This window comes from Paracoccus contaminans (genome assembly GCF_002105555.1).
GTDB classification, from domain to species: Bacteria; Pseudomonadota; Alphaproteobacteria; order Rhodobacterales; family Rhodobacteraceae; genus Paracoccus; species Paracoccus contaminans.
On record NZ_CP020612.1, the window covers coordinates 1,492,740 to 1,511,212 of the forward strand.

The following is an 18,473-nucleotide window of genomic DNA, read 5'->3' on the forward strand; positions in this document are numbered from 1 at the left end:
AGACAGAACATGGCCATGAAGATCAGGCTCGCCCGCGGCGGGTCCAAGAAACGCCCCCATTATGCCATTGTCGCATCCGACAGCCGGATGCCGCGCGACGGCCGCTTCCTGGAAAAGCTGGGCATCTATAACCCGCTGCTGCCCAAGGATTCCGAAGATCGGATCCGGATGGACATGGAGCGCGTGCAATACTGGCTGAGCCAGGGCGCGCAGCCGACCGACCGCGTTGCCCGTTTCCTCGAAGCCGCCGGCGTGCAGGAAAAGACCGCGCGCAACAACCCCAAGAAGGCTGAACCGGGCAAGGCTGCCAAGGATCGCGCCCAGAAGCGCGCCGACCGCGAGGAAGCCGCCCGTGCCGCCGCCGCCGAGGCAGCGAACAGCCCGGCCCCCGCGCAGGCCGGCGTCACCGACGAAACCGCCCTGGACGCATCCGAAGCGACCAGCGGCACCGAATCGGCCTGATCGCCGCACAGGCCGGATAATGCGGCGGGCGCGTCTTGCGCCCGCCCTGACCGCAGGGGGCCCGCATGGCTGATCCGTCCAATCGCATCTGTGTCGGGGCCATCGGCGGCGCCTTCGGCGTGCGCGGCGAGGTGCGGCTGAAAAGCTTTTGCGCGGTGGCCGAGGATATCGCCACCTATGGCCCGCTATGGACCGAGGATGGCCGGCAAAGCTTTGCCGTCCGCCTGACCCGCCCCGTCAATGGCGGGCTGGGGGCGCGGCTGTCAGGGGTGGAAACCCGTGAGCAGGCCGAGGCGCTGAAGGGCGCGACATTGTGGGCCGATCGCGGCGCGCTGCCCGCGCTGCCTGATGACGAATTCTATCACACCGACCTGATCGGGCTGACGGTTGTCGATACCGGGGGCGCGGTGCTGGGCCGGCTGCGCGCCATCCACGATCACGGCGCGGGCGACATCCTGGATGTGGCAGGGCCGGGCGGCGCGCTGCTGATCCCCTTCACCCGCGCGGCGGTGCCCACCATCGACCTTGCGGCTGGGCGCATCGTCGCCGACCCCCCGGGCAGCGATGAATAGCCGGCAGGCGCTTGGCGGCGCCCTGCTGGCGGCAGGACCGCTGCTGGCCGGCATGGGCCGGGCAGGGGGCTGGGCCGCCGGGCTGCTGGCCGTGCTGTCGGCTGCTGCGTTGGTCTTGGCCCGGCCGGGCCGGATATGGGCGACGCCCCTGCATCTGGCCGGGGCAGCGGCGGCGGCCGCGCTGGGCACCGGCCTTCTGTTCCTTGCCGGCCTGTCGCTGGGCATCGTTGCACCCTGGGGCGCGCCGGGGCCTCTGGCGCTGTCGGGGGCGGGGGCGATCCTTGCCGGAACCGACTGGTTCGCGGTGCGCCGATGAGCAGCCCGCCCCCGCGCAGCCATGGCCGCATCGCCGTGCGCGCCAGTCTTGCCCCCCGCGATCTGATGGCCCCGGCCGAACTGGCGTCCGCCTGGGCCGCCCATGTCGTCACCCTGTTCCCCGAGGCCTTTCCCGGTGTCCTCGGCCTGTCCCTGACCGGCCGGGCGCTGGCCGAGGGGCTGTGGTCGCTACGCACCATCGGCCTGCGCGATCATGGGCTGGGCCGGCACCGCAATGTCGATGACACACCCGCCGGCGGCGGGGCGGGCATGGTGATCCGCGCCGATGTGCTGGACGCGGCGCTGCGCCAGGCAGATCCGGCGCTGCCGATCCTCTATCTGTCGCCGCGCGGCCGCCCGCTGACACAGGCCCGCGCGCGGGCGCTGGCGCAGGGACGGGGCGTCACGCTGATCTGCGGCCGGTTCGAGGGGGTGGACCAGCGCATCCTGGACGCCCGCGGGATCGAGGAAATCAGCATCGGCGATTATGTCCTGACAGGGGGCGAGCTGGCCGCTCAGGTCTTGATCGACGCGACCGTCCGCCTTATACCGCGCGTGCTGGGGAATCAGGATTCGCTGGCCGAAGAGTCCTTCTCTCACGGTCTTCTTGAACATCCGCAGTATACGAAGCCCGCCGAATGGGAAGGCCGCCGCGTCCCGGACGTTCTGCTGTCCGGCAACCATGCGGCCATCGCGCAATGGCGGGCGGACGAGGCCGCAAGGCTGACCAAGGAACGCCGCCCCGATCTGTGGCGGGCATACCAGGATGGTATCGACCCGGCAAAGGACCGCAGCTCTCGGGCGCATCACACCAATCGCGGGACCGCCGCGAGCCATGACAAGGACGATTGCGATGAACCTGATCGCTGAACTCGAGGCCGAGCAGATCGCCAGCCTCGGCAAGACCATCCCGGATTTCAAGGCCGGCGACACCATCCGCGTCGGCTACAAGGTGACCGAGGGCACCCGCACCCGCGTGCAGAACTATGAGGGCGTCTGCATCAGCCGCAAGGGCGGCGCGACGCTGGGCGCGTCCTTCACCGTCCGCAAGATCTCGTTCGGCGAGGGGGTGGAGCGGGTGTTCCCGCTGTATTCGACCAATATCGATTCGATCGAGGTCGTGCGCCGCGGCCGTGTGCGCCGCGCCAAGCTGTATTACCTGCGCGATCGCCGCGGCAAGTCGGCCCGCATCGCCGAAGTCACCAACTACAAGCCGAAGGCCGCCAAGGCCGACGCCAACGCAAACGCCTGAGGCCCTGCGCGATGAAAGCCGACACTCATCCCGAATACCACACCATCACGATCAAGATGACGGATGGCACGACCTACCAGACCCGTTCGACCTGGGGCAAGGAAGGGGACACGATGTCGCTGGACATCGACCCGACCTCGCACCCGGCATGGACGGGCGGCTCGGCCAAGCTGATGGACACCGGGGGGCGCGTTTCGCGCTTCAAGAACAAATACGCCGGCCTGGGCTTCTGATCCGGCGCAGCCTGCTGACGACGCCGCCCCTCGGGGCGGCGTTTTTCATTCGCAGGGGCGGGCCGTCCGGGTGCGAGGGACGGGCGTTGTCCCGGCGCGCCGCCGCACGGGCTGCGCGCCATCCCTGAGCGGCGGCCTTTGCCTGTCAACGAGGCATTGCCGCATCGCGGCCCGCTTGGATGCGCCTAGCCCATGGCGGGCATCTCGAACAGATCCGCCGGCACCTTGAAGAACCGCTGCCCCCCGGCATTCGGTTCGGGCAGGCGCCCGCCGCGCAGGTTCACCTGCAGGGCATACAGCATCTGCGCGGGCAGCGGCAGGGTGCGGTCGCGTGCCTCGCGCAGGGCGATGAACTCGTCCCGGCCGATCCCGTCGCGGACATGCCGGTTGGTGGCGCGCTGCTCGGCCACGGTGGCCATGCAGGACGGCTCGGCCCCCTTGGGCGGATAGTCATGCCCGACGAAAAGCCGCGTTTCCGCCGGCAGGTCCAGGATCGCGCGGATGGAATCCCACAGCATTCCCGCGTCACCGCCCGGAAAATCCGCCCGGCTGCTGCCGGCCGCGGGCATCATCAGCGTGTCATGGACAAAGGCCGCATCCCCCGCGACATAGGTGACCGAGGCCAGCGTGTGCCCCGGCGACAGCATGACGCGCACGGGAATCGTGCCGACGCTGAACGTCTCGCCATCCGCAAGCAGCCGGTCCCACGGGCTGCCATCCTGCGGCAGCCGGTCATCGTCATAAAGGCGCCGCCAGATGGCCTGCACCTGGCTCACCTTTTCGCCAATGGCGCGGGGCACGCCGCCTAGCTGCTGGGACAGATAGACCGCGGCCGAGAAATGGTCGGCATGGGGGTGGGTATCCAGGATCCAGTCGACGCCGATCCCCTGGTCGCGGACATGGGCCAGGATGCGATCGGCGTTGGCGGTGCCGGTGCGGGCCGCGCGCGGGCAGAAATCCCACACCGGATCGACGATGGCCCCCCGCATCGTCGCCGGATCGTGAAAGACATATTGCAGGCTGCCCGTCGGGCGATCAAAGAAGCTGTGGACGATGGGAGACTGCGCCAACTCTGGCTCCTCTTGCAGTGCGGACAGGTGCTGCGCGTCACTGTCACGCCTGAGAGCCGTGCGTCAACGCGGCGGTTTTCCGCAGGTGATTGCAGGGGCTGCCATGACACCATGACGGCTGGGGGCTAGCTTTCGCAGGCTGGGACAAAGGGACGATTCGTGGCGCATATCATCGTTGTCGGCAACGAAAAGGGCGGGTCGGGCAAGTCCACCACCTCGATGCACGTGGCGATCGCACTGGCGCGGATGGGGCATCGGGTCGGCGCGCTCGATCTTGACGTGCGTCAGCGCAGCTTTGGCCGCTATCTGGAAAACCGCGCGGCCTATCTGCGGCGCGAAGGCGCCGATCTGCCCAGCCCGACCCTGGGCGAGCTGCCGCGCGGCGGAGGCGATGACCCGCTGTCGGCGGCGCTGACCGCGCTGGCGGCCGATCACGACTTTGTCGTGATCGACTGCCCCGGATCGCATACCCGGCTCAGCCAGATGGCGCATGCCGTGGCCGATACGCTGGTCACGCCGATGAACGACAGCTTCATCGATTTCGACCTGCTGGCGCGGATGTCGCCCGAGGGTGAGGTGCTCGGCCCCTCGATCTATGCCGAGATGGTCTGGAACGCGCGCCAGCTGCGCGGCCAGGCCGGGGCCGGCCCGATTGACTGGATCGTGCTGCGCAACCGCCTTGGCACGACCGAGATGCACAACAAGCGCAAGGTCGGCGCCGCGCTTGAGCGGCTGTCAAGGCGCATCGGCTTTCGCGTCGCCGCCGGCTTTGCCGAGCGGGTGATCTTTCGCGAACTGTTCCCGCGCGGCCTGACGCTGCTGGACCTGCGCGATATCGGAACGCAAAGCCTGTCGATGTCCAACATCGCGGCGCGGCAGGAACTGCGCGACGTGCTGATCGAACTGCGCCTGCCGGGGGTGACGGTCAGGCTTTAGGATGGCGCCCCGCGGGATGCCCGAGCCGCAGGGCCGGGATGGCCTGGTTGTAAGGCGCTGCAGGAAACCGGCTGGCGCCGGGCGTCCCGCATCGGCCATGCAGACCCTGGCCGGGGCCTGACGCATTGCGCCGACATGCCCCGGCAGGACGCCCCTGCTGGGCGGCGGTTGCGATCCGGCCGTTATGCCGGTCACAAAGGCCAAGGGCGCGCGCCGCCAGGCCAGACTTGCGGTCAGCGGGGCAGCAGCCGGCATCCTGCGATGGGGCGGCAGGCAAATGCAGGCCGTGGCCGGTGGCCGACCACCCGGCACCCGGTCGCGGCGGCGGGGCGCCGGTCAGCGCCCCGCCCGCGGCCTCAGGCCAGCATGCCGATGGGGTTTTCCAGATGCTCGACGATCGCCTGAAGCAGCTGCGCCCCCAGCGCGCCGTCGATGACCCGGTGATCCACCGACAGGGTCATCGACATCACATTGCGGATGACGACCTGCCCATCCTCGACCACGGGGGTCTGCACCCCGGCGCCGACCGCAAGGATCGCGCCATGGGGCGGGTTGATGACCGCGTCGAAATTCTCGATCCCGAACATCCCCAGATTGCTGATGGCAAAGCTGCCGCCCTGGTATTCCTGGGGGGCAAGCTTTCGCGCCTTGGCGCGGCCCGCCAGATCCTTCATCTCGGTCGACAGGGCCGACAGCGTCTTCTTGTCGGCATCCTTGAGGACCGGGGTGAACAGGCCGCCCTCGACCGCGACGGCCACCGCGACATCCGAAGGCTTCAGCTTGATGATCCGGTCGCCGGCCCAGACGGCATTGGCGTCGGGCACCTGCTGGAGAGCCAGCGCGCAGGCCTTGATGATGAAGTCGTTCACCGACAGCTTGACCCCGCGCCCGTGCAGCTGATGGTTCAGCGTGGCGCGGAACTCCATCAGCGCGTCGAGTTTCGCGCTGCGGCGCAGGTAGAAATGCGGGATGGTCTGCTTGGCTTCGGACAGGCGCGCGGCGATGGTCCGGCGCATGCCGTCCAGCGCGACCTCCTCGGTCTCGCGGCCTTCCAGCATCTTGGCGACGGTCGCGTAGGCCATGCCCTGCTGCGGCGCGGCGGCCTGGGCCGGGGCGGCCTTGGGCGCCTCGGCCGCGAGTGCCGGGGCCGCGGGTTTGGCGGCGCCGGATTGTGCATTCTCCACATCCGCCTTGACGATCCGCCCCCGGGGGCCGGAGCCGGCCAGGGTAGACAGGTCGATCCCCTTCTCGGCCGCGATGCGCCGGGCCAGAGGCGAGGCAAAGATGCGCCTGCCGGAGGCGCCGTCCGCCGCGCCCCCTTCGGCAGGCCGGGGGGATGAGGCGCCGCCGCTGTCGCCTGCCCGGCCGCCTGCACCGCCCGCGGCTGCGCCGCTCGCGCCCGCGCCGCCGCCTGCATGGCCGCCGCCGGCGACAGGTGCGCCCTGCGGTCCGCCATAGCCCTTTTCGGCAGCGGCGTTTTCCTCATCCGCCCCGCCCTTGGCCGTGCCCGCAGCCGGTGCGGCGGCGGGTGCGGCCGCGGCATCCTCGCCTTCCTCGACCAGCAGGGCGATGGGGGTGTTCACCTTCACGCCCTGCGTGCCTTCGGCGATCATGAGCTTGCCGATGGTGCCCTCATCCACGGCCTCGAATTCCATCGTGGCCTTGTCGGTCTCGATCTCGGCCAGAATGTCGCCGGATTTCACCGTGTCGCCTTCCTTGACCAGCCATTTGGCCAGCGTCCCTTCCTCCATCGTGGGCGACAGGGCGGGCATCAGGATTTCGGTTGCCATTGTCAGTGCCTCCTTCAGTATTTGAAGGATTTCGGGGAAGAGGCAGCCTTGGCCTCTTGTTGAATACAGGCCTCAAGCAGGGAGTAGGAGCCGCTTTCGCCAAACCTGGCGATCTCGTCGCAATGCGTCCTCATGGCAGAGGGCAGAGCGTCCCATCCGGGTTTGAGGCCGTCATAGGCCACCTGCTCCATCTCGAAACAGGACTGGTTCAGGCTTTCGCTGTAGGAGCCGCCGAACGAGGCGATCTCGGCGCAATGGGCTTTGACGTCATAGCGCGGCATGTCTGCCATCGCAGTGCCCGCCGGCAGCAGGCACGGAACAAGGAGCGGGCGAATACGCATGGCCCCCCGTCACCGATAGGTCACTTTGCGCACCGCCTCGACCACCTCGACGGCAGTCACCAGCGCGAACTTTTCCAGATTCGCCGCATAGGGCATCGGCACGTCCTTGCCGGTGCAGTTGATGACCGGCGCGTCCAGCCAGTCAAAGGCGTTCTCCATCGCCCAGGCCGACAGGTGGTTGCCGATGGAGCCGACCGGGAAGCCTTCCTCGACCGTGACCATGCGGTTGGTCTTTTGCAGCGATTTCAGGATCGTCCCATAGTCGATCGGGCGCAGGGTCCGCAGGTCGATCACCTCGGCCTCGATCCCGTCCCCGGCCAGCGTCTCGGCCGCTTCGAGCGCATGGGCCATGCCGATGCCGAAGCTGACGATCGTCACGTCACGGCCCTTGCGGGCGATGCGCGCCTTGCCGAAGGGAATGGTGAAATCATCCAAGACCGGCACGTCGAAGGTGCGGCCATAGAGGATCTCGTTTTCCAGGAAGATCACCGGGTTGGGATCGCGGATCGCCTGCTTCAGCAGGCCCTTGGCATCGGCCGCCGAATAGGGCTGGACGACCTTGAGGCCGGGGATCGCCGCATACCAGGCGGCATAGTCCTGGCTGTGCTGGGCCGCAACGCGCGCCGCCGCCCCGTTCGGGCCGCGGAACACGATGGGACAGCCCATCTGCCCGCCCGACATGTACAGCGTCTTGGCGGCCGAGTTGATGATGTGGTCGATCGCCTGCATGGCGAAGTTGAAGGTCATGAACTCGACGATCGGGCGCAGCCCGCCAAAGGCGGCGCCGGTGCCGATGCCGGCAAAGCCCATTTCGGAAATGGGGGTGTCCACGATCCTGCGGGGGCCAAAGCGTTCCAGCAGGCCCTGGCTGATCTTGTAGGCGCCCTGGTATTCGCCAACCTCCTCGCCCATCAGGAACACGGTCTCGTCGCGCTCCATCTCCTCGGCCATCGCCTCGCGCAGGGCCTCGCGGACCGTCATCTGGCGGATCTCGGTGCCCTCGGGCCAGTCGGGGGACTGGTCCGGTTCAGGGGTGTTGACCGCCTCGACGGCCGATTTCGCGGCGGCGGGGGCGCGGTCGGGGGCCTCGCCCCGTTCGTCGCGGCTGTTCTCGCCCTTGCCCTGCTGCGCGGGCGCGTCCGCGGCGGGTGCGGCCGTGGCATCCTCGCCTTCCTCGACCAGCAGGGCGATGGGGGTGTTCACCTTCACGCCCTGCGTGCCTTCGGCGATCATGAGCTTGCCGATGGTGCCCTCATCCACCGCCTCGAATTCCATCGTGGCCTTGTCGGTCTCGATCTCGGCCAGGATATCGCCGGATTTCACCGTGTCGCCTTCCTTGACCAGCCATTTGGCCAGCGTCCCTTCCTCCATCGTGGGGGACAGGGCGGGCATCAGGATTTCGGTTGCCATTCTCGCGCCCCCTTACACGTTCACGTCCGCAGGCGCCTTCTGCGGCACCTCGTCGGCATAGATGTCGGTCCACAGCTCGGATTCGGCCGGCTCGGGGCTTTCGCGGGCAAAGTCGGCGGCATCGTTGACGATATCCTTGATTTCCTTGTCGATGGCCTTCAGGTCATCCTCGCTTGCATGACTGCCGGTCAGCAGCAGCTGGCGGACATGCTCGATGGCGTCGCGTTCGTCGCGCATCTTCTGCACCTCCTCGCGGGTGCGGTATTTCGCGGGGTCCGACATCGAATGGCCGCGATAGCGGTAGGTCATCATCTCAAGGATGTACGGCCCCTTGCCGGCGCGGCAGTGGGCGACCGCCTTTTCACCGGCGGCCTTGACGGCCAGCACGTCCATGCCGTCCACCTGTTCGCCCGGAATGCCGAACGCCTCGCCCCGGCCATACAGGGATGCGGACTTGGTGGACCGCTTCATGCTGGTCCCCATGGCATACTGGTTGTTCTCGATCACGAAGATGACCGGCAGGTCCCACAGCTCGGCCATGTTGTAAGTCTCGTAGACCTGGCCTTGGTTCGACGCGCCGTCCCCGAAATAGACGAAGGTGACGTTGTCGTTGCCCTTGTACTTGTCGGAAAACGCCAGCCCCGCGCCCAGCGGCACCTGCGCGCCGACGATGCCATGCCCGCCGTAGAAATGTTTCTCTTTCGAGAACATGTGCATCGAGCCGCCCTTGCCCTTGGAATAGCCCCCCGCGCGGCCGGTCAGTTCCGCCATGACGCCCCGCGCCTCCATCCCGCAGGCCAGCATGTGGCCGTGGTCGCGGTAGGACGTGATGCGCTTGTCGCCTTCCTTTGCCGCGGCCTCCAGGCCGACGACGACCGCTTCCTGCCCGATATACAGATGGCAAAAGCCGCCGATCAGGCCCATGCCGTACAGCTGGCCGGCCTTTTCCTCGAACCGGCGGATCAGCAGCATGTCGCGGTAATACTGCAGCAGCTCGTCCGGCGCGATGTTGGAAGCCCCGGCAGGGGCGGCGTGTTCCTGGGCCTGGGCGGGTTCCGTCGGCTTTCTGGCCATTCTCGTCTCCGGGGCTCGCGGTATGGTTCAACGTTGAACTATTCCTGACGCGCCGCCTGACCGGGTGCAAGCGGTTTCCCGACACCGCGCGGGCTAGGGAAGGATCAGCTCGTCCGCACGGATCAGCCCCAGGACATCGCGTGCCCGTTCGTCCAGCAGGTCCAGATCAAGATAATCGTCCGACAGCCGCCGCGTCAGGTTGCGCATCTGCGCGACCTGCGCTGTCAGCCCGTCGCGCTGGGCGACCAGGTCGGCGGTATCGGCGGTCAGCTGCACCTGCCGCAGGATGCCCGACGGCCCCTGCACGGCCGCAAAGGCGAAATAAAGGCCCAGCAGCAGCATGATGAAGAAATAGACGACCGCGCCCAGCGGCAGGCCGCTGCGCCCTGCCGGGCGCTCGATGCGGGGCGCGGCCCTGTTCATGCGGCCGTCCCGCCCGAATCGGCCTCGCTGCCCAGCAGATCGGCCAGCACCAGCGCCATCACGCGGGCGCTGTCCAGCATGTCCCCGACCCCGATCCATTCGTCGGGCTGATGGGCCAGGTCCAGCACGCCCGGCCCATAGGCGATGCAGTTCTTCAGCCGGCCGATGCGGTCGATATGCTTCTGGTCATAGGTGCCGGGGCTGACGACATAGCCTGCCTCGGTGCCCAGCACCCGCTCGATGGCGGCGGCGGTGGTGCGCACGACGGGGGCGTCGCGGTCGGTCATCGAGGGGATCACCTCGAACAGGTCGCGAATCTCATAGGACAGGCCGGGGCGCTCTGCCCGGACCCGTTCCATCAGGGCGGCGATCTCGCCCTTGACCTCGGACAGCTGCTCCTCGATCAGGAAGCGGCGGTCGATGACGATGCGGCAGCGGTCGGGCACGCAAGGGGCGGGCAGGCCGGTATTGCCCTCCTCCGGCTCGGGCGCGCCCCCGTGGATCGAGTTGATGTTCAGCGTCGAGGACCGCGCCCCCTCGGGGATCACCGGCATCGCCGTGCGCTTGCCGGCCAGCAGGGGATAAAGCGTGCGCTCCATTTCCTCGATCACCGCGCCCATGTGGCGCACGGCGCAGTCGCCCAGGAACGGCATCGAGCCGTGGGCGATGCGCCCATGGGTCTCGATCTCTGCCCACCAGACGCCGCGGTGCCCCAGGCAGATGCGGTCCTTGTGCAGCGGCTCGGGGATGATGACGTGCTGGACATTGGCGAAGTGCCCCTGTTCGGCCAGATGGGCAACGCCGCCATAGCCCCCCGATTCCTCGTCGGCGGTGGCGCTGATCTGGACCCGGCCGGCATGGTCCGGATACATGGCCACGAATGTCTCGGCGGCGATGATGCTGGCCGCCAGCCCGCCCTTCATGTCGCAGGCGCCGCGGCCATAGATGCGGTCCTCGGCGGGGACATGCTCGCCCCCGAAGGGATCGCGCGTCCAGCCATGGCCGACCTCGACGACGTCATGATGGCTGTTGAAATGCACCGTGTCGCCGGGGCGCCCGGCGTCATGGGTGCAGATGACGTTCCAGCGGGGATATTTCTCGCAATCGCCCGGCGCGTCATGGGCGCGAATCATCTGCACCGTCCAGCCCTGCGGCTGCAGCCGGGCCGCGACATAGTCGCAGATGTCGCGATAGTTGAGCCCCGGCGGGTTCAGCGTCGGGATGCGGATCAGGTCTTGGGTCAGGGCGATCAGCGCGGCCCTGCGTGCCTCGATGGCGGTCGTGGTGATGTTCATGCGCCAGACCCTAGACGCGGTCGGCGCCTTGGGCAATCGTGTCGGGAACCGCGCCCGCCCGCCTGCCGTTAAGGGCGGTCAGCAAAGCGCGCGACGGAACGGAGTGCCGCATGGCCAGCCTCGACCAGCAGATCATCGACAGCCAGAAACAGGTGGCGGTCACGCAGGAAAAGATCAGCCAGGTCGGCGTGACGCTGGACCGGCTGGCCCGCGCCGACACGGCCGCCGCTGCCCCGCAACTGGACATCGCCAGCGCCACCCTGGCCGATGTGCATCGCCATACCGACCAGATGAACGCCAACATCGCCGAACTGATCATGGGGCTGGACGATGTGACCGCCGGCTTCAGCAAGGATTTCGAGGCGATGCGCTCGCGCACCGGCTGGGAAAGCTTTGTGGGCATGTTCGCCCGCGGCAAGGCCGAATCGATGCGCCAGGAACGGCTGCGCACCGCATCCATCGACGACAAGCTGCAGGATCTGATCTCCAAGTCGGACGAGATCACGCGCCTGCTGACCGACCAACTCGCGCTGCTGAAGGATCAGCAGGCCAAGGTCGAGGCGAACCTGTCCCAGACGCTGACCGACCGCGAGGGGGCGGTGGCCGAACTGGAATCCCTGCGCGGCCGCATCCGGGCCATGGACCCGCGGCTTATCGAGCTTGAGAACAAGGTTTCCACCACCACCGATCCGGCCGAGCGCACCAAGCTGGAAACCGAACTGGCGAATGCCAACCGCGACCATAACGAACTGGTGCAGGCCGAACAGGTCGCCCTGGCCCGCAGCCAGACGCTGGAGCGTTATATCGAGGCGGGCAAGACCTGGGTGGACAGCCTGCAGAACCAGGCCGCGACCCAGCTTGTGCTGATCAACAAGCTGCAGACCGACACCCGCCAGCGTGTCGTGCTGTATGACGCGCTGACCAAATCGCTCAAGACCGCGCAGCAGCAGGACGTGGCCCACCGCATCAACGAGATCGGCGTCAGGACCGACCAGGAGGCCGCGCAGGCCATGGCCGGCATCGGGGCCGCGACGAATGCCCGGATGGCCGACATGCTCGAGGCGCATGGCGAGCACATGGTCTTTGCCCGCAAGGTGCTGGAGGAAAAGGCCAAGGCCGACGAACGCTTTGCCCGCCGCTTTGCCGCGATCGTCGAAAAGCACGACAAGAACCTGTATTCGGGCGGCTGAGGGCGTGGCGCGGGCGCTGGACCACGGGCGCAGGGCTGCCCCGCGCCCTCCCCGGATCGGACGCGGGGAATGGTCGCCCAGGCGCGCCGCCAGCCTGCGCGGGCGACGGTCGTGAACGAGGCCGCGGGCCTTTCGGCCGACCACCGCGAGATCGCCGATGATCTGGTGGCGCGCGGCTATTTCCTGCAACTGCGCCGGATCGCTGCCGCGCTGTCGCCCGCCTTGGGCGAGATGGTGCGCGACCGCGTCTTCGGTCCGACCGATGTTCAGGTGATCGAGGGGTATATCCGCGCCCTTCTGGCCACCGCCCAGGCGCTGTCGATGAAATATCTGGTCGCCAGCCGGGTCGAGGGGCCGCTGTCGCGCCGCCTGACCATCGACATCCTCGATTCGGGTTTTCCTGTGTGGCAGGAGATCGCCCAGACCGCCGCGGATGCCGCGCAGGCGGGCGAACAGCTTGCCCGCACCCCCACGGCCGAGGCGATCCGCGACGACATGGTGCGCGAGATCGTGTCGGACCTGCGTCATCCCACCCGGCTGCAATACGCCATGTCGCAGCGGATGTATTACGAGGCGCTGGCCGCGGGCGGGCTGTTCTGGCCGCAGATGAACCCGGTCGCGCTGGCGATGGGCGATGACGGGCACCGCCGCCGCTGGCTGATCCACTGGGGCGTCTATGACAGCCGCCAGAACCTGCCGGTCGTCTATCTGCTGGACTGCGACGATACCGGCCGCCGCCCGCTGCCCGACGACGCCCGCCGCTGGCCCGAGGCGCAGGCCCATCTGCTGGCGCAGTCGGTCGGCGCGCTGCAACTGCTGACCATCGCCCAGGGGTTCGACGCCGATTTCGACACGCTGCATCCGTTCCGTCTGCGCCGCCTGACGCTGGGGCCGATCCATTCGCGGGAATTCACCGTGCAGGAAGGTCCGATCAAGGGCGTGCTCGAGGATGCCAGGGCTGCCGCGGGCGAGGACTGGGCACTGGCCATGGCGCTTGAGGATCTGCAATCGGGCCGGGTCGAGATGCAGAGCGCCGGCCTGTTCGGGGTGGTCGAGAAACAGGTTTACCGCATCGACACCGCAGGCGCGCATGGGATGGGGCAGGGGCTGACCTCGGCCCAGCGGATGCTGGTCATTCCGCAGCGGCCGTTCCAGGCGCTGTCGCGGCTGGACCCGCCGGGCTTCCGGGGCATCCGCAAATATGTGCCCATGCCGGATGGCCGGGTGATGGGGGTGAACTGATGGAAACCCGCGACGAGATGGAGCTGCCCGAGGATCGCATCCGCGCCCATTACCCGCAGGCGCTGGCGCTGCTGACCGGGTTTGACCATGCGCCGCGGCTGGCGTCGGCCGCCCCCGCCACGCAGGGTGATCTGTCGCCCGGCATCCCCCGCGCCTCCTCGCGCTTTCGGTCCACGACGCCGGGGCTTGCAGGGCTGTCCACCCAGCGCCCCGGCGCGGTTCGCCTGATCGAACGGATCGAGCGGGTCGGCGGCGACGACCTGCCCTCTCCCCTTTCGGCGACGGTGATCCGCGCCCTGCGCCGGGCGGCGGCGATCGCGCTGGCGCTGGGGGACGAGGTATCGGCACGCTCCGGCGCAACAGAACTGAAACGGGCCAATCTGGAAAACCGGCTGGCCCCTGACCAAGGCGGCGCCTTCCGGGAAATGCTGGCCGCTGAATCGCTTGCCGTGCTGTCGGTGCTGGCGAACGCGACCGGGTTCCTGTTGGCCGAACAGGCAGGCGGCGAGACGCCCGATATCGGCGGCGTTGCGGAAATCCTCACCGACGCCCCCCATGTCGCGCTGCAGGGTGCGCTGTGGGAACTGGATCAGAAGCTGGCGGCCGCCGCGGATGACAAGGCGGTGGCCGCCATCACGCTCGCCTGGGCCGAGGCGCTGGCCGCCGCCGTCGCCGCCCGCGCCGAAGCCGCCCCGCGCATGGCGCCCTTTACCGGCGCGCGCTGGCGGGTTTCGGCGGATGATCTGCCGATCGCGGGCTTTGCCCCTGCGACCCGCGCCCGCGGCAAGCCCGTGCAGATGGCCTTCAAGCGCCCCGAAGAGGTGGTGGGCAACGCCATCGCCAAGCATCAGGCGATGCGGCTGGCGCGGATGCTGGTCGCCTATGATTTCGACCGGCGGATGAACCCTTTCGTCGAACTGGGCGGGTTCGTCTTCACCTTTCTCGGCGACGGCAGGCCGGGGACGGGCAAGACCACGCTGATCCAGATGATGGCGGGGCTGGTGAACGATTACTGCACCATTGCGGGCTATCCGTTCCGCTATGCCAATCTGGGCATCGACAATGTCGACAGCTATCAGGGCAAGTCGGGCCAGAATGCCCGCGCCTTCATCGACAGCGTGATCGACCCTGGGGTGATCGGCTTCGGCACCATCGACGACATCGACCAGGTGGCCGGGCGGCGCGGGGACCGGCAGTCATCGAGCGGCCAGCAGGAAATCACCGCCGTGCTGATGGACGCCTTTGCCGGCGCGGGGACGGTGGTGCGTGGCAACGCGACATTCGGGATGTTTTCCAACCATGCCGAATCAATCGACGACGCCCTGCGCCAGCGCGCCGGCGCCCGCTTCCTGATCGACGGGCCGAAGACGCGCGAGGATTACATCGACATCTTCGCGCTGCTGCTGGGCAAGCGCCACGACATCCCGGTGGGCGAACACGACCTGATGAAGGCGCAGGAAATCAAGGCCGCCGTGCGGGAAGGCTATGCCGGCCACGACCGCCCGGCCGAGGCCTCGCTCGCCCGCATCTGGGATGATGTGTCGGCCCGCCTTGGCCCCATCGACACGCTGGCCGAGATCGGCACCTATCTGCACGCTATTGCGTCGGCCGAGCCGCGCTTTACCGGCCGCGCTGTCAAGAACATCACCGACGCGATCAAGACCCGCGCGATGGATTTCGACATGCCCGACGAATGGTTCGCCTCGCCCGAGCCGTTCCTGCACCAGCCCTATGACCGCAAGCTCGAGATGATCGCCGCCCTGCGCCAGCCGATCACGCCGGCGATGGTGCTGCAGGAAATCAACCGTTACGCCGACAGCGAATGGCGCTATGCCGAAACCGCCGACGAGACGGCGATCGACGAGGCGGTGCGCGGGATGGAGCGGATGGCCGAGGCGCAGCGGCGGTTCGGGGCGAGCGCATGAACCCCCTGGTCGAACGCGGGCTGATGTTTGCCAACCTGATCCGGGTGGACAGCCCTGCCTGGGTCGGCCTTTACAACCGCGCACTGGAAAAGCTGACCGGCAAGACGACCGCGCTGGCCGAATTCCACATCGACCTGACCGGCCTGTCACCCGAGGTCGGGGACGAGCTTGGCGATCTGGATTATCTTGCCCCAAGGGGCGGCAACCGGCAGTTCATCCTGCTGACGACCGAACAGAAGACGGCGCCGATGCTGGCCGCAGACCTGTCCGTCTATCCGGCGATCCTGCGCCGCTTCATCGCGGAAAACGAAAGCCAGCTGTTCAGCCTGACCGCACGCGACGCGGTGGTCGGCGAGATCGATGACGATGTCTGGCAGCTTGCCCAGCCTGCCGACCTGCTGGACATCCGCAAGGTCCGTATCACGGCCGACACTACCGGCAGCCATGTCGCCGAGGCCGACAAGCTGACGGCGATGATCGACCGCTTCCGCAGCCAGCCCGATGCCTGGTGGGACGACGTGCTGATCGCCGAGATGATCGAGCAGGCCCGGAAATCGGGCGACGTGACGCGCAACCCGGTGCGCCTGTCGCACACCAGCTTTGACGTGCCCGATTTCCGTGCGCCCGCCTTCGGCGGGGTCTATGTCATCCGCTCGGCACCCGAACCGGCGGTGGTCTTTGCCGATCCCTCGCAGCAGGTGCCGCTAGGCGGCGTGCAGGTCATGTCCCTTTCGGACCGCAACGCCATCGCCGCCTGGCTGGCCCGCAACGGGCTGGCCGAACAGGTGACGGCCTCGGGCGGAGCGGCCACGGCGGCGGTGCTGCGGCAGAAGATCGACTTTGTCCTGGTGGACGCCGCGACAGAGGCGCGCATCGACCCCGGCGACGGCAGCCGCGCGGCGTTGCGGCGGGCCGCCGCGCGGCTGGACCCCGCGGCCCTGCCGCCCGAGCTGCCCGGTCTGGGCGCCATGCTGCGCTATGTGGAAACGGGCGGCGACTGGCCGGTGATCGACAGCGCCAACCCGGCCTATTTCTATGCCCTGCGCGCCACCACCGGCCCGTGGCAGGGCACGGTGAACCAGCTGATCGCCGAGCTTGCCCCGCATGACGTGCGCACGCTGTTCCTCGTGAACAAGCCGGTGTTCCATCGGCTGTTCCAGACCTGGGATGCCGCCAAGCAGGCCTATGTGGCCGATCAGCTGGCCCGCGAATACCAGATCGACCGGCAGGGCACACGGGCCGCGCTGTTCGGCCCCGAACCCGGCATGGCCGAACCCGATCAGGCCGGGCCGGGGACAGCGGCTGCCGGGCCCCGCGCTGGCGCCGCTGTGCCGGCGGGGCCTTGGGGCCCGGCCCGAGGCGATCGCGGGCCGGCGCCGCGCGGCGGGCCCTGGGGAGCGGCACGCTGATGGGCATCATCCGGCTGGCAGCGATCCTTTTTGCCTTCGAGGCGCTGTTCTATGTTCTGCTGTGGTTCTATCTGCGCTCGCTCAGGCGCGAACGGCTTGAGGAGGAGTGGGAGGAGCGGCATCCCGGCGATCCCGCCGACAGCCCGGAACGCGATGAGTTCCTTGAACGTTCGATGGCGGACTTTCAGACATCGCTGCGCGCGCGTCTGGTGGGGCTGGTGTTCATCCTGCCCACCCTTGCGGTCGCGGCGATCATCTATTTCGTGAACTACAGATAGGGCGGGGTCAGGGATGCGCAATCTGCAAGTGGTGCTGGGGGTGCTGTTCGGCGTCGCCGTGTTCCTGTTTCTGGATTATGCGCTGCCCTCGCGCACGACCGTGCGCGTCACCAATGTCTATAACCAGATCACCGACCTGGGCGCGAACACGATCTTCTACGCCTCGGCCGATTCGGGCACCGTCGAGACAGCCGACGGGCGGCGCGACATCCGCTATATCGCCACGGTGCAGCCGAACGGGCGGCCCTATGTCTATCGCAACGAGGACACGGGCTGGATCTGGCCGCCCTATTTCAAATATGACAGCGCCAACCTGCATGCGATCGCCGCCGACAGCGTGTCCACCGCGGCCGAGCCGCGCTGGATGAACGTCACCTCCTATGGCTGGCGGATTTCCTGGGCGACGATCTATCCCAATGCCATCTCGATGCGGCAGGTTTCGGGGCCGGGCGATGCGCCGCTCAACTGGCCGGCGATGATCGTTCTGGGGGTGATGGGGGCGCTGCTGCTCCTGCTGTGGCGGATGTGGAACCAGTTCCGCGAACGCAGCATCGATCCCGTGGTGGCGCGGGCCGACCGGGCGATCGGACAGGTGGACCAGCGGCTTGATGCCGCGCGGGACCGTGTCGTCGCCGAAGGGCGCGAGGCGCGGGGCCGTTATCGCGGCTGGCTGGATAGCTGGCGCGGCAAGCCCCGGCGCTGACCCGCTCAGCGGGCGCGGGCGGGGTTTCCCGTCACCGTCGTGCCGGGCTGCACATCGCGCGTGACGACCGCGCCCGCCCCGATGATGGCGCCTGCGCCGACGCGGATCCCTGGCAGCACCAGCGCGCCCGCGCCGATCCACACGTCATCGCCGATGGTGATGGGCCGGCCGCTTTCCTCGCCCGCGGCGCGGCGCTCTGCCTGCCGCGGATGGTCGGCCGTGGCCAGATGAACGCCCGGCCCGATCTGGACCCGCGCGCCGATGCGGATTTCCGCCACGTCCAGAAAGACGCAGTTGTAGTTGACGAAACAGCCCGGTCCGAAATGGATATGCAGCCCGTAATCGACGGAAAACGGCGCGCGGATCACCGCGCCGTTCCACGTCCCCAGCAATTCGGCTAGAAGGGCCTCATCTGCGGGATCGCCCTCGATCCCGGTGCGGCGGGCGGCTATGGCCTGGGCACGGCGGCGCAGGGCAACCAGCTCGGGCGCGGCGGGATCGTAGGGCAGCCCCGCAAGCATGGCGCGGCGGGGCGGGCCGATGTCATCGGAAC

Annotated in this window: 21 protein-coding genes; 13 read left to right on the top strand and 8 right to left on the bottom strand. The window is 68.3% G+C overall.

Annotated elements, in window-relative coordinates; translation table 11 throughout:
• The first annotated feature begins 9 nt into the window (after positions 1-9).
• The 6 genes from rpsP (at position 10) to rpmE (ending at position 2,834) form a co-directional block, all read left to right on the top strand.
• A complete protein-coding gene (rpsP, locus tag B0A89_RS06975; protein ID WP_085377526.1) occupies positions 10-462 on the top strand; it encodes a 30S ribosomal protein S16 in 453 nt (150 codons plus the stop codon).
• Between the two features lie 65 nt (positions 463-527).
• A complete protein-coding gene (rimM, locus tag B0A89_RS06980) occupies positions 528-1,034 on the top strand; it encodes a ribosome maturation factor RimM (protein ID WP_085377527.1) in 507 nt (168 codons plus the stop codon).
• Complete coding sequence (locus B0A89_RS06985) at positions 1,027-1,350, top strand: hypothetical protein (RefSeq protein ID WP_085377528.1); 324 nt, start codon at positions 1,027-1,029, stop codon at positions 1,348-1,350. Before rimM ends, B0A89_RS06985 begins: the two co-directional genes overlap by 8 nt.
• Complete coding sequence (gene trmD, locus B0A89_RS06990) at positions 1,347-2,219, top strand: tRNA (guanosine(37)-N1)-methyltransferase TrmD (RefSeq protein WP_085377529.1); 873 nt, start codon at positions 1,347-1,349, stop codon at positions 2,217-2,219. Before B0A89_RS06985 ends, trmD begins: the two co-directional genes overlap by 4 nt.
• Positions 2,203-2,601 (top strand): 50S ribosomal protein L19, encoded by a 399-nt coding sequence (gene rplS, locus B0A89_RS06995; protein ID WP_085377530.1) that lies wholly within the window; start codon positions 2,203-2,205, stop codon positions 2,599-2,601. Before trmD ends, rplS begins: the two co-directional genes overlap by 17 nt.
• An 11-nt stretch (positions 2,602-2,612) precedes the next feature.
• A complete protein-coding gene (gene rpmE / locus B0A89_RS07000; RefSeq protein ID WP_085377531.1) occupies positions 2,613-2,834 on the top strand; it encodes a 50S ribosomal protein L31 in 222 nt (73 codons plus the stop codon).
• A gap of 185 nt (positions 2,835-3,019) precedes the next feature.
• Here the strand turns inward: rpmE and B0A89_RS07005 are convergent, their stop codons facing one another.
• Entirely contained in the window at positions 3,020-3,904 is an 885-nt protein-coding gene (locus tag B0A89_RS07005) for an MBL fold metallo-hydrolase (RefSeq protein WP_157115273.1), read from the bottom strand.
• Positions 3,905-4,063: 159 nt separating this feature from the next.
• Here B0A89_RS07005 and B0A89_RS07010 point away from each other — a divergent pair, with 159 nt between their 5' ends.
• A complete protein-coding gene (locus tag B0A89_RS07010; RefSeq protein ID WP_085377532.1) occupies positions 4,064-4,840 on the top strand; it encodes a division plane positioning ATPase MipZ in 777 nt (258 codons plus the stop codon).
• 356 nt (positions 4,841-5,196) lie between these two features.
• Here B0A89_RS07010 and B0A89_RS07015 read toward each other — a convergent pair whose 3' ends face one another.
• From B0A89_RS07015 to B0A89_RS07040, 6 genes are all read right to left on the bottom strand, one after another.
• On the bottom strand, positions 5,197-6,630 hold the full coding sequence (locus B0A89_RS07015; RefSeq protein WP_085377533.1) for a pyruvate dehydrogenase complex dihydrolipoamide acetyltransferase: 1,434 nt from the start codon (positions 6,628-6,630) through the stop codon (positions 5,197-5,199).
• A 14-nt stretch (positions 6,631-6,644) separates the two neighbouring features.
• The gene (locus tag B0A89_RS07020; RefSeq protein WP_157115274.1) at positions 6,645-6,911 is read right to left on the bottom strand and encodes a hypothetical protein; all 267 of its coding nucleotides are present in this window, start codon (positions 6,909-6,911) and stop codon (positions 6,645-6,647) included.
• 69 nt (positions 6,912-6,980) lie between these two features.
• Positions 6,981-8,381, bottom strand: coding sequence for a pyruvate dehydrogenase complex E1 component subunit beta (locus B0A89_RS07025; RefSeq protein ID WP_085377535.1), 1,401 nt, complete (start codon positions 8,379-8,381; stop codon positions 6,981-6,983).
• 12 nt (positions 8,382-8,393) lie between these two features.
• Entirely contained in the window at positions 8,394-9,455 is a 1,062-nt protein-coding gene (gene pdhA / locus B0A89_RS07030; RefSeq protein WP_085377536.1) for a pyruvate dehydrogenase (acetyl-transferring) E1 component subunit alpha, read from the bottom strand.
• Positions 9,456-9,548: 93 nt separating this feature from the next.
• Positions 9,549-9,797: an FtsB family cell division protein gene (locus tag B0A89_RS07035; protein WP_420814436.1), complete on the bottom strand. Its 249-nt coding sequence runs from the start codon at positions 9,795-9,797 to the stop codon at positions 9,549-9,551.
• 77 nt (positions 9,798-9,874) lie between these two features.
• Positions 9,875-11,173: an acetylornithine deacetylase/succinyl-diaminopimelate desuccinylase family protein gene (locus tag B0A89_RS07040; RefSeq protein WP_085377538.1), complete on the bottom strand. Its 1,299-nt coding sequence runs from the start codon at positions 11,171-11,173 to the stop codon at positions 9,875-9,877.
• Positions 11,174-11,283: 110 nt separating this feature from the next.
• Between B0A89_RS07040 and B0A89_RS07045 the strand changes: the two genes are divergently transcribed.
• The 6 genes from B0A89_RS07045 (at position 11,284) to B0A89_RS07070 (ending at position 17,920) form a co-directional block, all read left to right on the top strand.
• Complete coding sequence (locus B0A89_RS07045; RefSeq protein ID WP_085377539.1) at positions 11,284-12,363, top strand: hypothetical protein; 1,080 nt, start codon at positions 11,284-11,286, stop codon at positions 12,361-12,363.
• Positions 12,364-12,432: 69 nt separating this feature from the next.
• On the top strand, positions 12,433-13,605 hold the full coding sequence (locus B0A89_RS07050) for a hypothetical protein (RefSeq protein WP_085377540.1): 1,173 nt from the start codon (positions 12,433-12,435) through the stop codon (positions 13,603-13,605).
• Complete coding sequence (locus B0A89_RS07055; RefSeq protein WP_157115275.1) at positions 13,602-15,530, top strand: AAA family ATPase; 1,929 nt, start codon at positions 13,602-13,604, stop codon at positions 15,528-15,530. The genes B0A89_RS07050 and B0A89_RS07055 overlap by 4 nt, the downstream gene beginning before the upstream one ends.
• The gene (locus B0A89_RS07060) at positions 15,527-16,939 is read left to right on the top strand and encodes a DUF6638 family protein (RefSeq protein WP_085377542.1); all 1,413 of its coding nucleotides are present in this window, start codon (positions 15,527-15,529) and stop codon (positions 16,937-16,939) included. Before B0A89_RS07055 ends, B0A89_RS07060 begins: the two co-directional genes overlap by 4 nt.
• Positions 16,939-17,217 (top strand): hypothetical protein, encoded by a 279-nt coding sequence (locus B0A89_RS07065; protein WP_240558432.1) that lies wholly within the window; start codon positions 16,939-16,941, stop codon positions 17,215-17,217. Before B0A89_RS07060 ends, B0A89_RS07065 begins: the two co-directional genes overlap by 1 nt.
• Positions 17,218-17,230: 13 nt before the next feature.
• Positions 17,231-17,920: a DUF1523 family protein gene (locus tag B0A89_RS07070; protein ID WP_085377543.1), complete on the top strand. Its 690-nt coding sequence runs from the start codon at positions 17,231-17,233 to the stop codon at positions 17,918-17,920.
• A 5-nt stretch (positions 17,921-17,925) separates the two neighbouring features.
• Here the strand turns inward: B0A89_RS07070 and B0A89_RS07075 are convergent, their stop codons facing one another.
• Positions 17,926-18,441 (bottom strand): DapH/DapD/GlmU-related protein, encoded by a 516-nt coding sequence (locus B0A89_RS07075; RefSeq protein WP_085378802.1) that lies wholly within the window; start codon positions 18,439-18,441, stop codon positions 17,926-17,928.
• Positions 18,442-18,473: the final 32 nt, after the last annotated feature.

What these genes read in the sequence shown, in the direction of transcription:
- B0A89_RS07065 (WP_240558432.1), top strand. Translation starts at nt 16,939, where the DNA reads ATGGGCATCATCCGGCTGGCAGCGATCCTTTTTGCCTTCGAGGCGCTG.
- B0A89_RS07060 (WP_085377542.1), top strand. Translation starts at nt 15,527, where the DNA reads ATGAACCCCCTGGTCGAACGCGGGCTGATGTTTGCCAACCTGATCCGG.
- B0A89_RS07050 (WP_085377540.1), top strand. Translation starts at nt 12,433, where the DNA reads ATGGTCGCCCAGGCGCGCCGCCAGCCTGCGCGGGCGACGGTCGTGAAC.
- B0A89_RS07075 (WP_085378802.1), bottom strand. Translation starts at nt 18,441, where the DNA reads ATGCTTGCGGGGCTGCCCTACGATCCCGCCGCGCCCGAGCTGGTTGCC.
- rpsP (WP_085377526.1), top strand. Translation starts at nt 10, where the DNA reads ATGGCCATGAAGATCAGGCTCGCCCGCGGCGGGTCCAAGAAACGCCCC.
- rimM (WP_085377527.1), top strand. Translation starts at nt 528, where the DNA reads ATGGCTGATCCGTCCAATCGCATCTGTGTCGGGGCCATCGGCGGCGCC.
- B0A89_RS07040 (WP_085377538.1), bottom strand. Translation starts at nt 11,173, where the DNA reads ATGAACATCACCACGACCGCCATCGAGGCACGCAGGGCCGCGCTGATC.
- B0A89_RS07020 (WP_157115274.1), bottom strand. Translation starts at nt 6,911, where the DNA reads ATGCCGCGCTATGACGTCAAAGCCCATTGCGCCGAGATCGCCTCGTTC.
- B0A89_RS06985 (WP_085377528.1), top strand. Translation starts at nt 1,027, where the DNA reads ATGAATAGCCGGCAGGCGCTTGGCGGCGCCCTGCTGGCGGCAGGACCG.
- B0A89_RS07070 (WP_085377543.1), top strand. Translation starts at nt 17,231, where the DNA reads ATGCGCAATCTGCAAGTGGTGCTGGGGGTGCTGTTCGGCGTCGCCGTG.
- B0A89_RS07035 (WP_420814436.1), bottom strand. Translation starts at nt 9,797, where the DNA reads ATGCTGCTGCTGGGCCTTTATTTCGCCTTTGCGGCCGTGCAGGGGCCG.
- trmD (WP_085377529.1), top strand. Translation starts at nt 1,347, where the DNA reads ATGAGCAGCCCGCCCCCGCGCAGCCATGGCCGCATCGCCGTGCGCGCC.
- pdhA (WP_085377536.1), bottom strand. Translation starts at nt 9,455, where the DNA reads ATGGCCAGAAAGCCGACGGAACCCGCCCAGGCCCAGGAACACGCCGCC.
- B0A89_RS07045 (WP_085377539.1), top strand. Translation starts at nt 11,284, where the DNA reads ATGGCCAGCCTCGACCAGCAGATCATCGACAGCCAGAAACAGGTGGCG.
- rpmE (WP_085377531.1), top strand. Translation starts at nt 2,613, where the DNA reads ATGAAAGCCGACACTCATCCCGAATACCACACCATCACGATCAAGATG.
- rplS (WP_085377530.1), top strand. Translation starts at nt 2,203, where the DNA reads ATGAACCTGATCGCTGAACTCGAGGCCGAGCAGATCGCCAGCCTCGGC.
- B0A89_RS07015 (WP_085377533.1), bottom strand. Translation starts at nt 6,630, where the DNA reads ATGGCAACCGAAATCCTGATGCCCGCCCTGTCGCCCACGATGGAGGAA.
- B0A89_RS07025 (WP_085377535.1), bottom strand. Translation starts at nt 8,381, where the DNA reads ATGGCAACCGAAATCCTGATGCCCGCCCTGTCCCCCACGATGGAGGAA.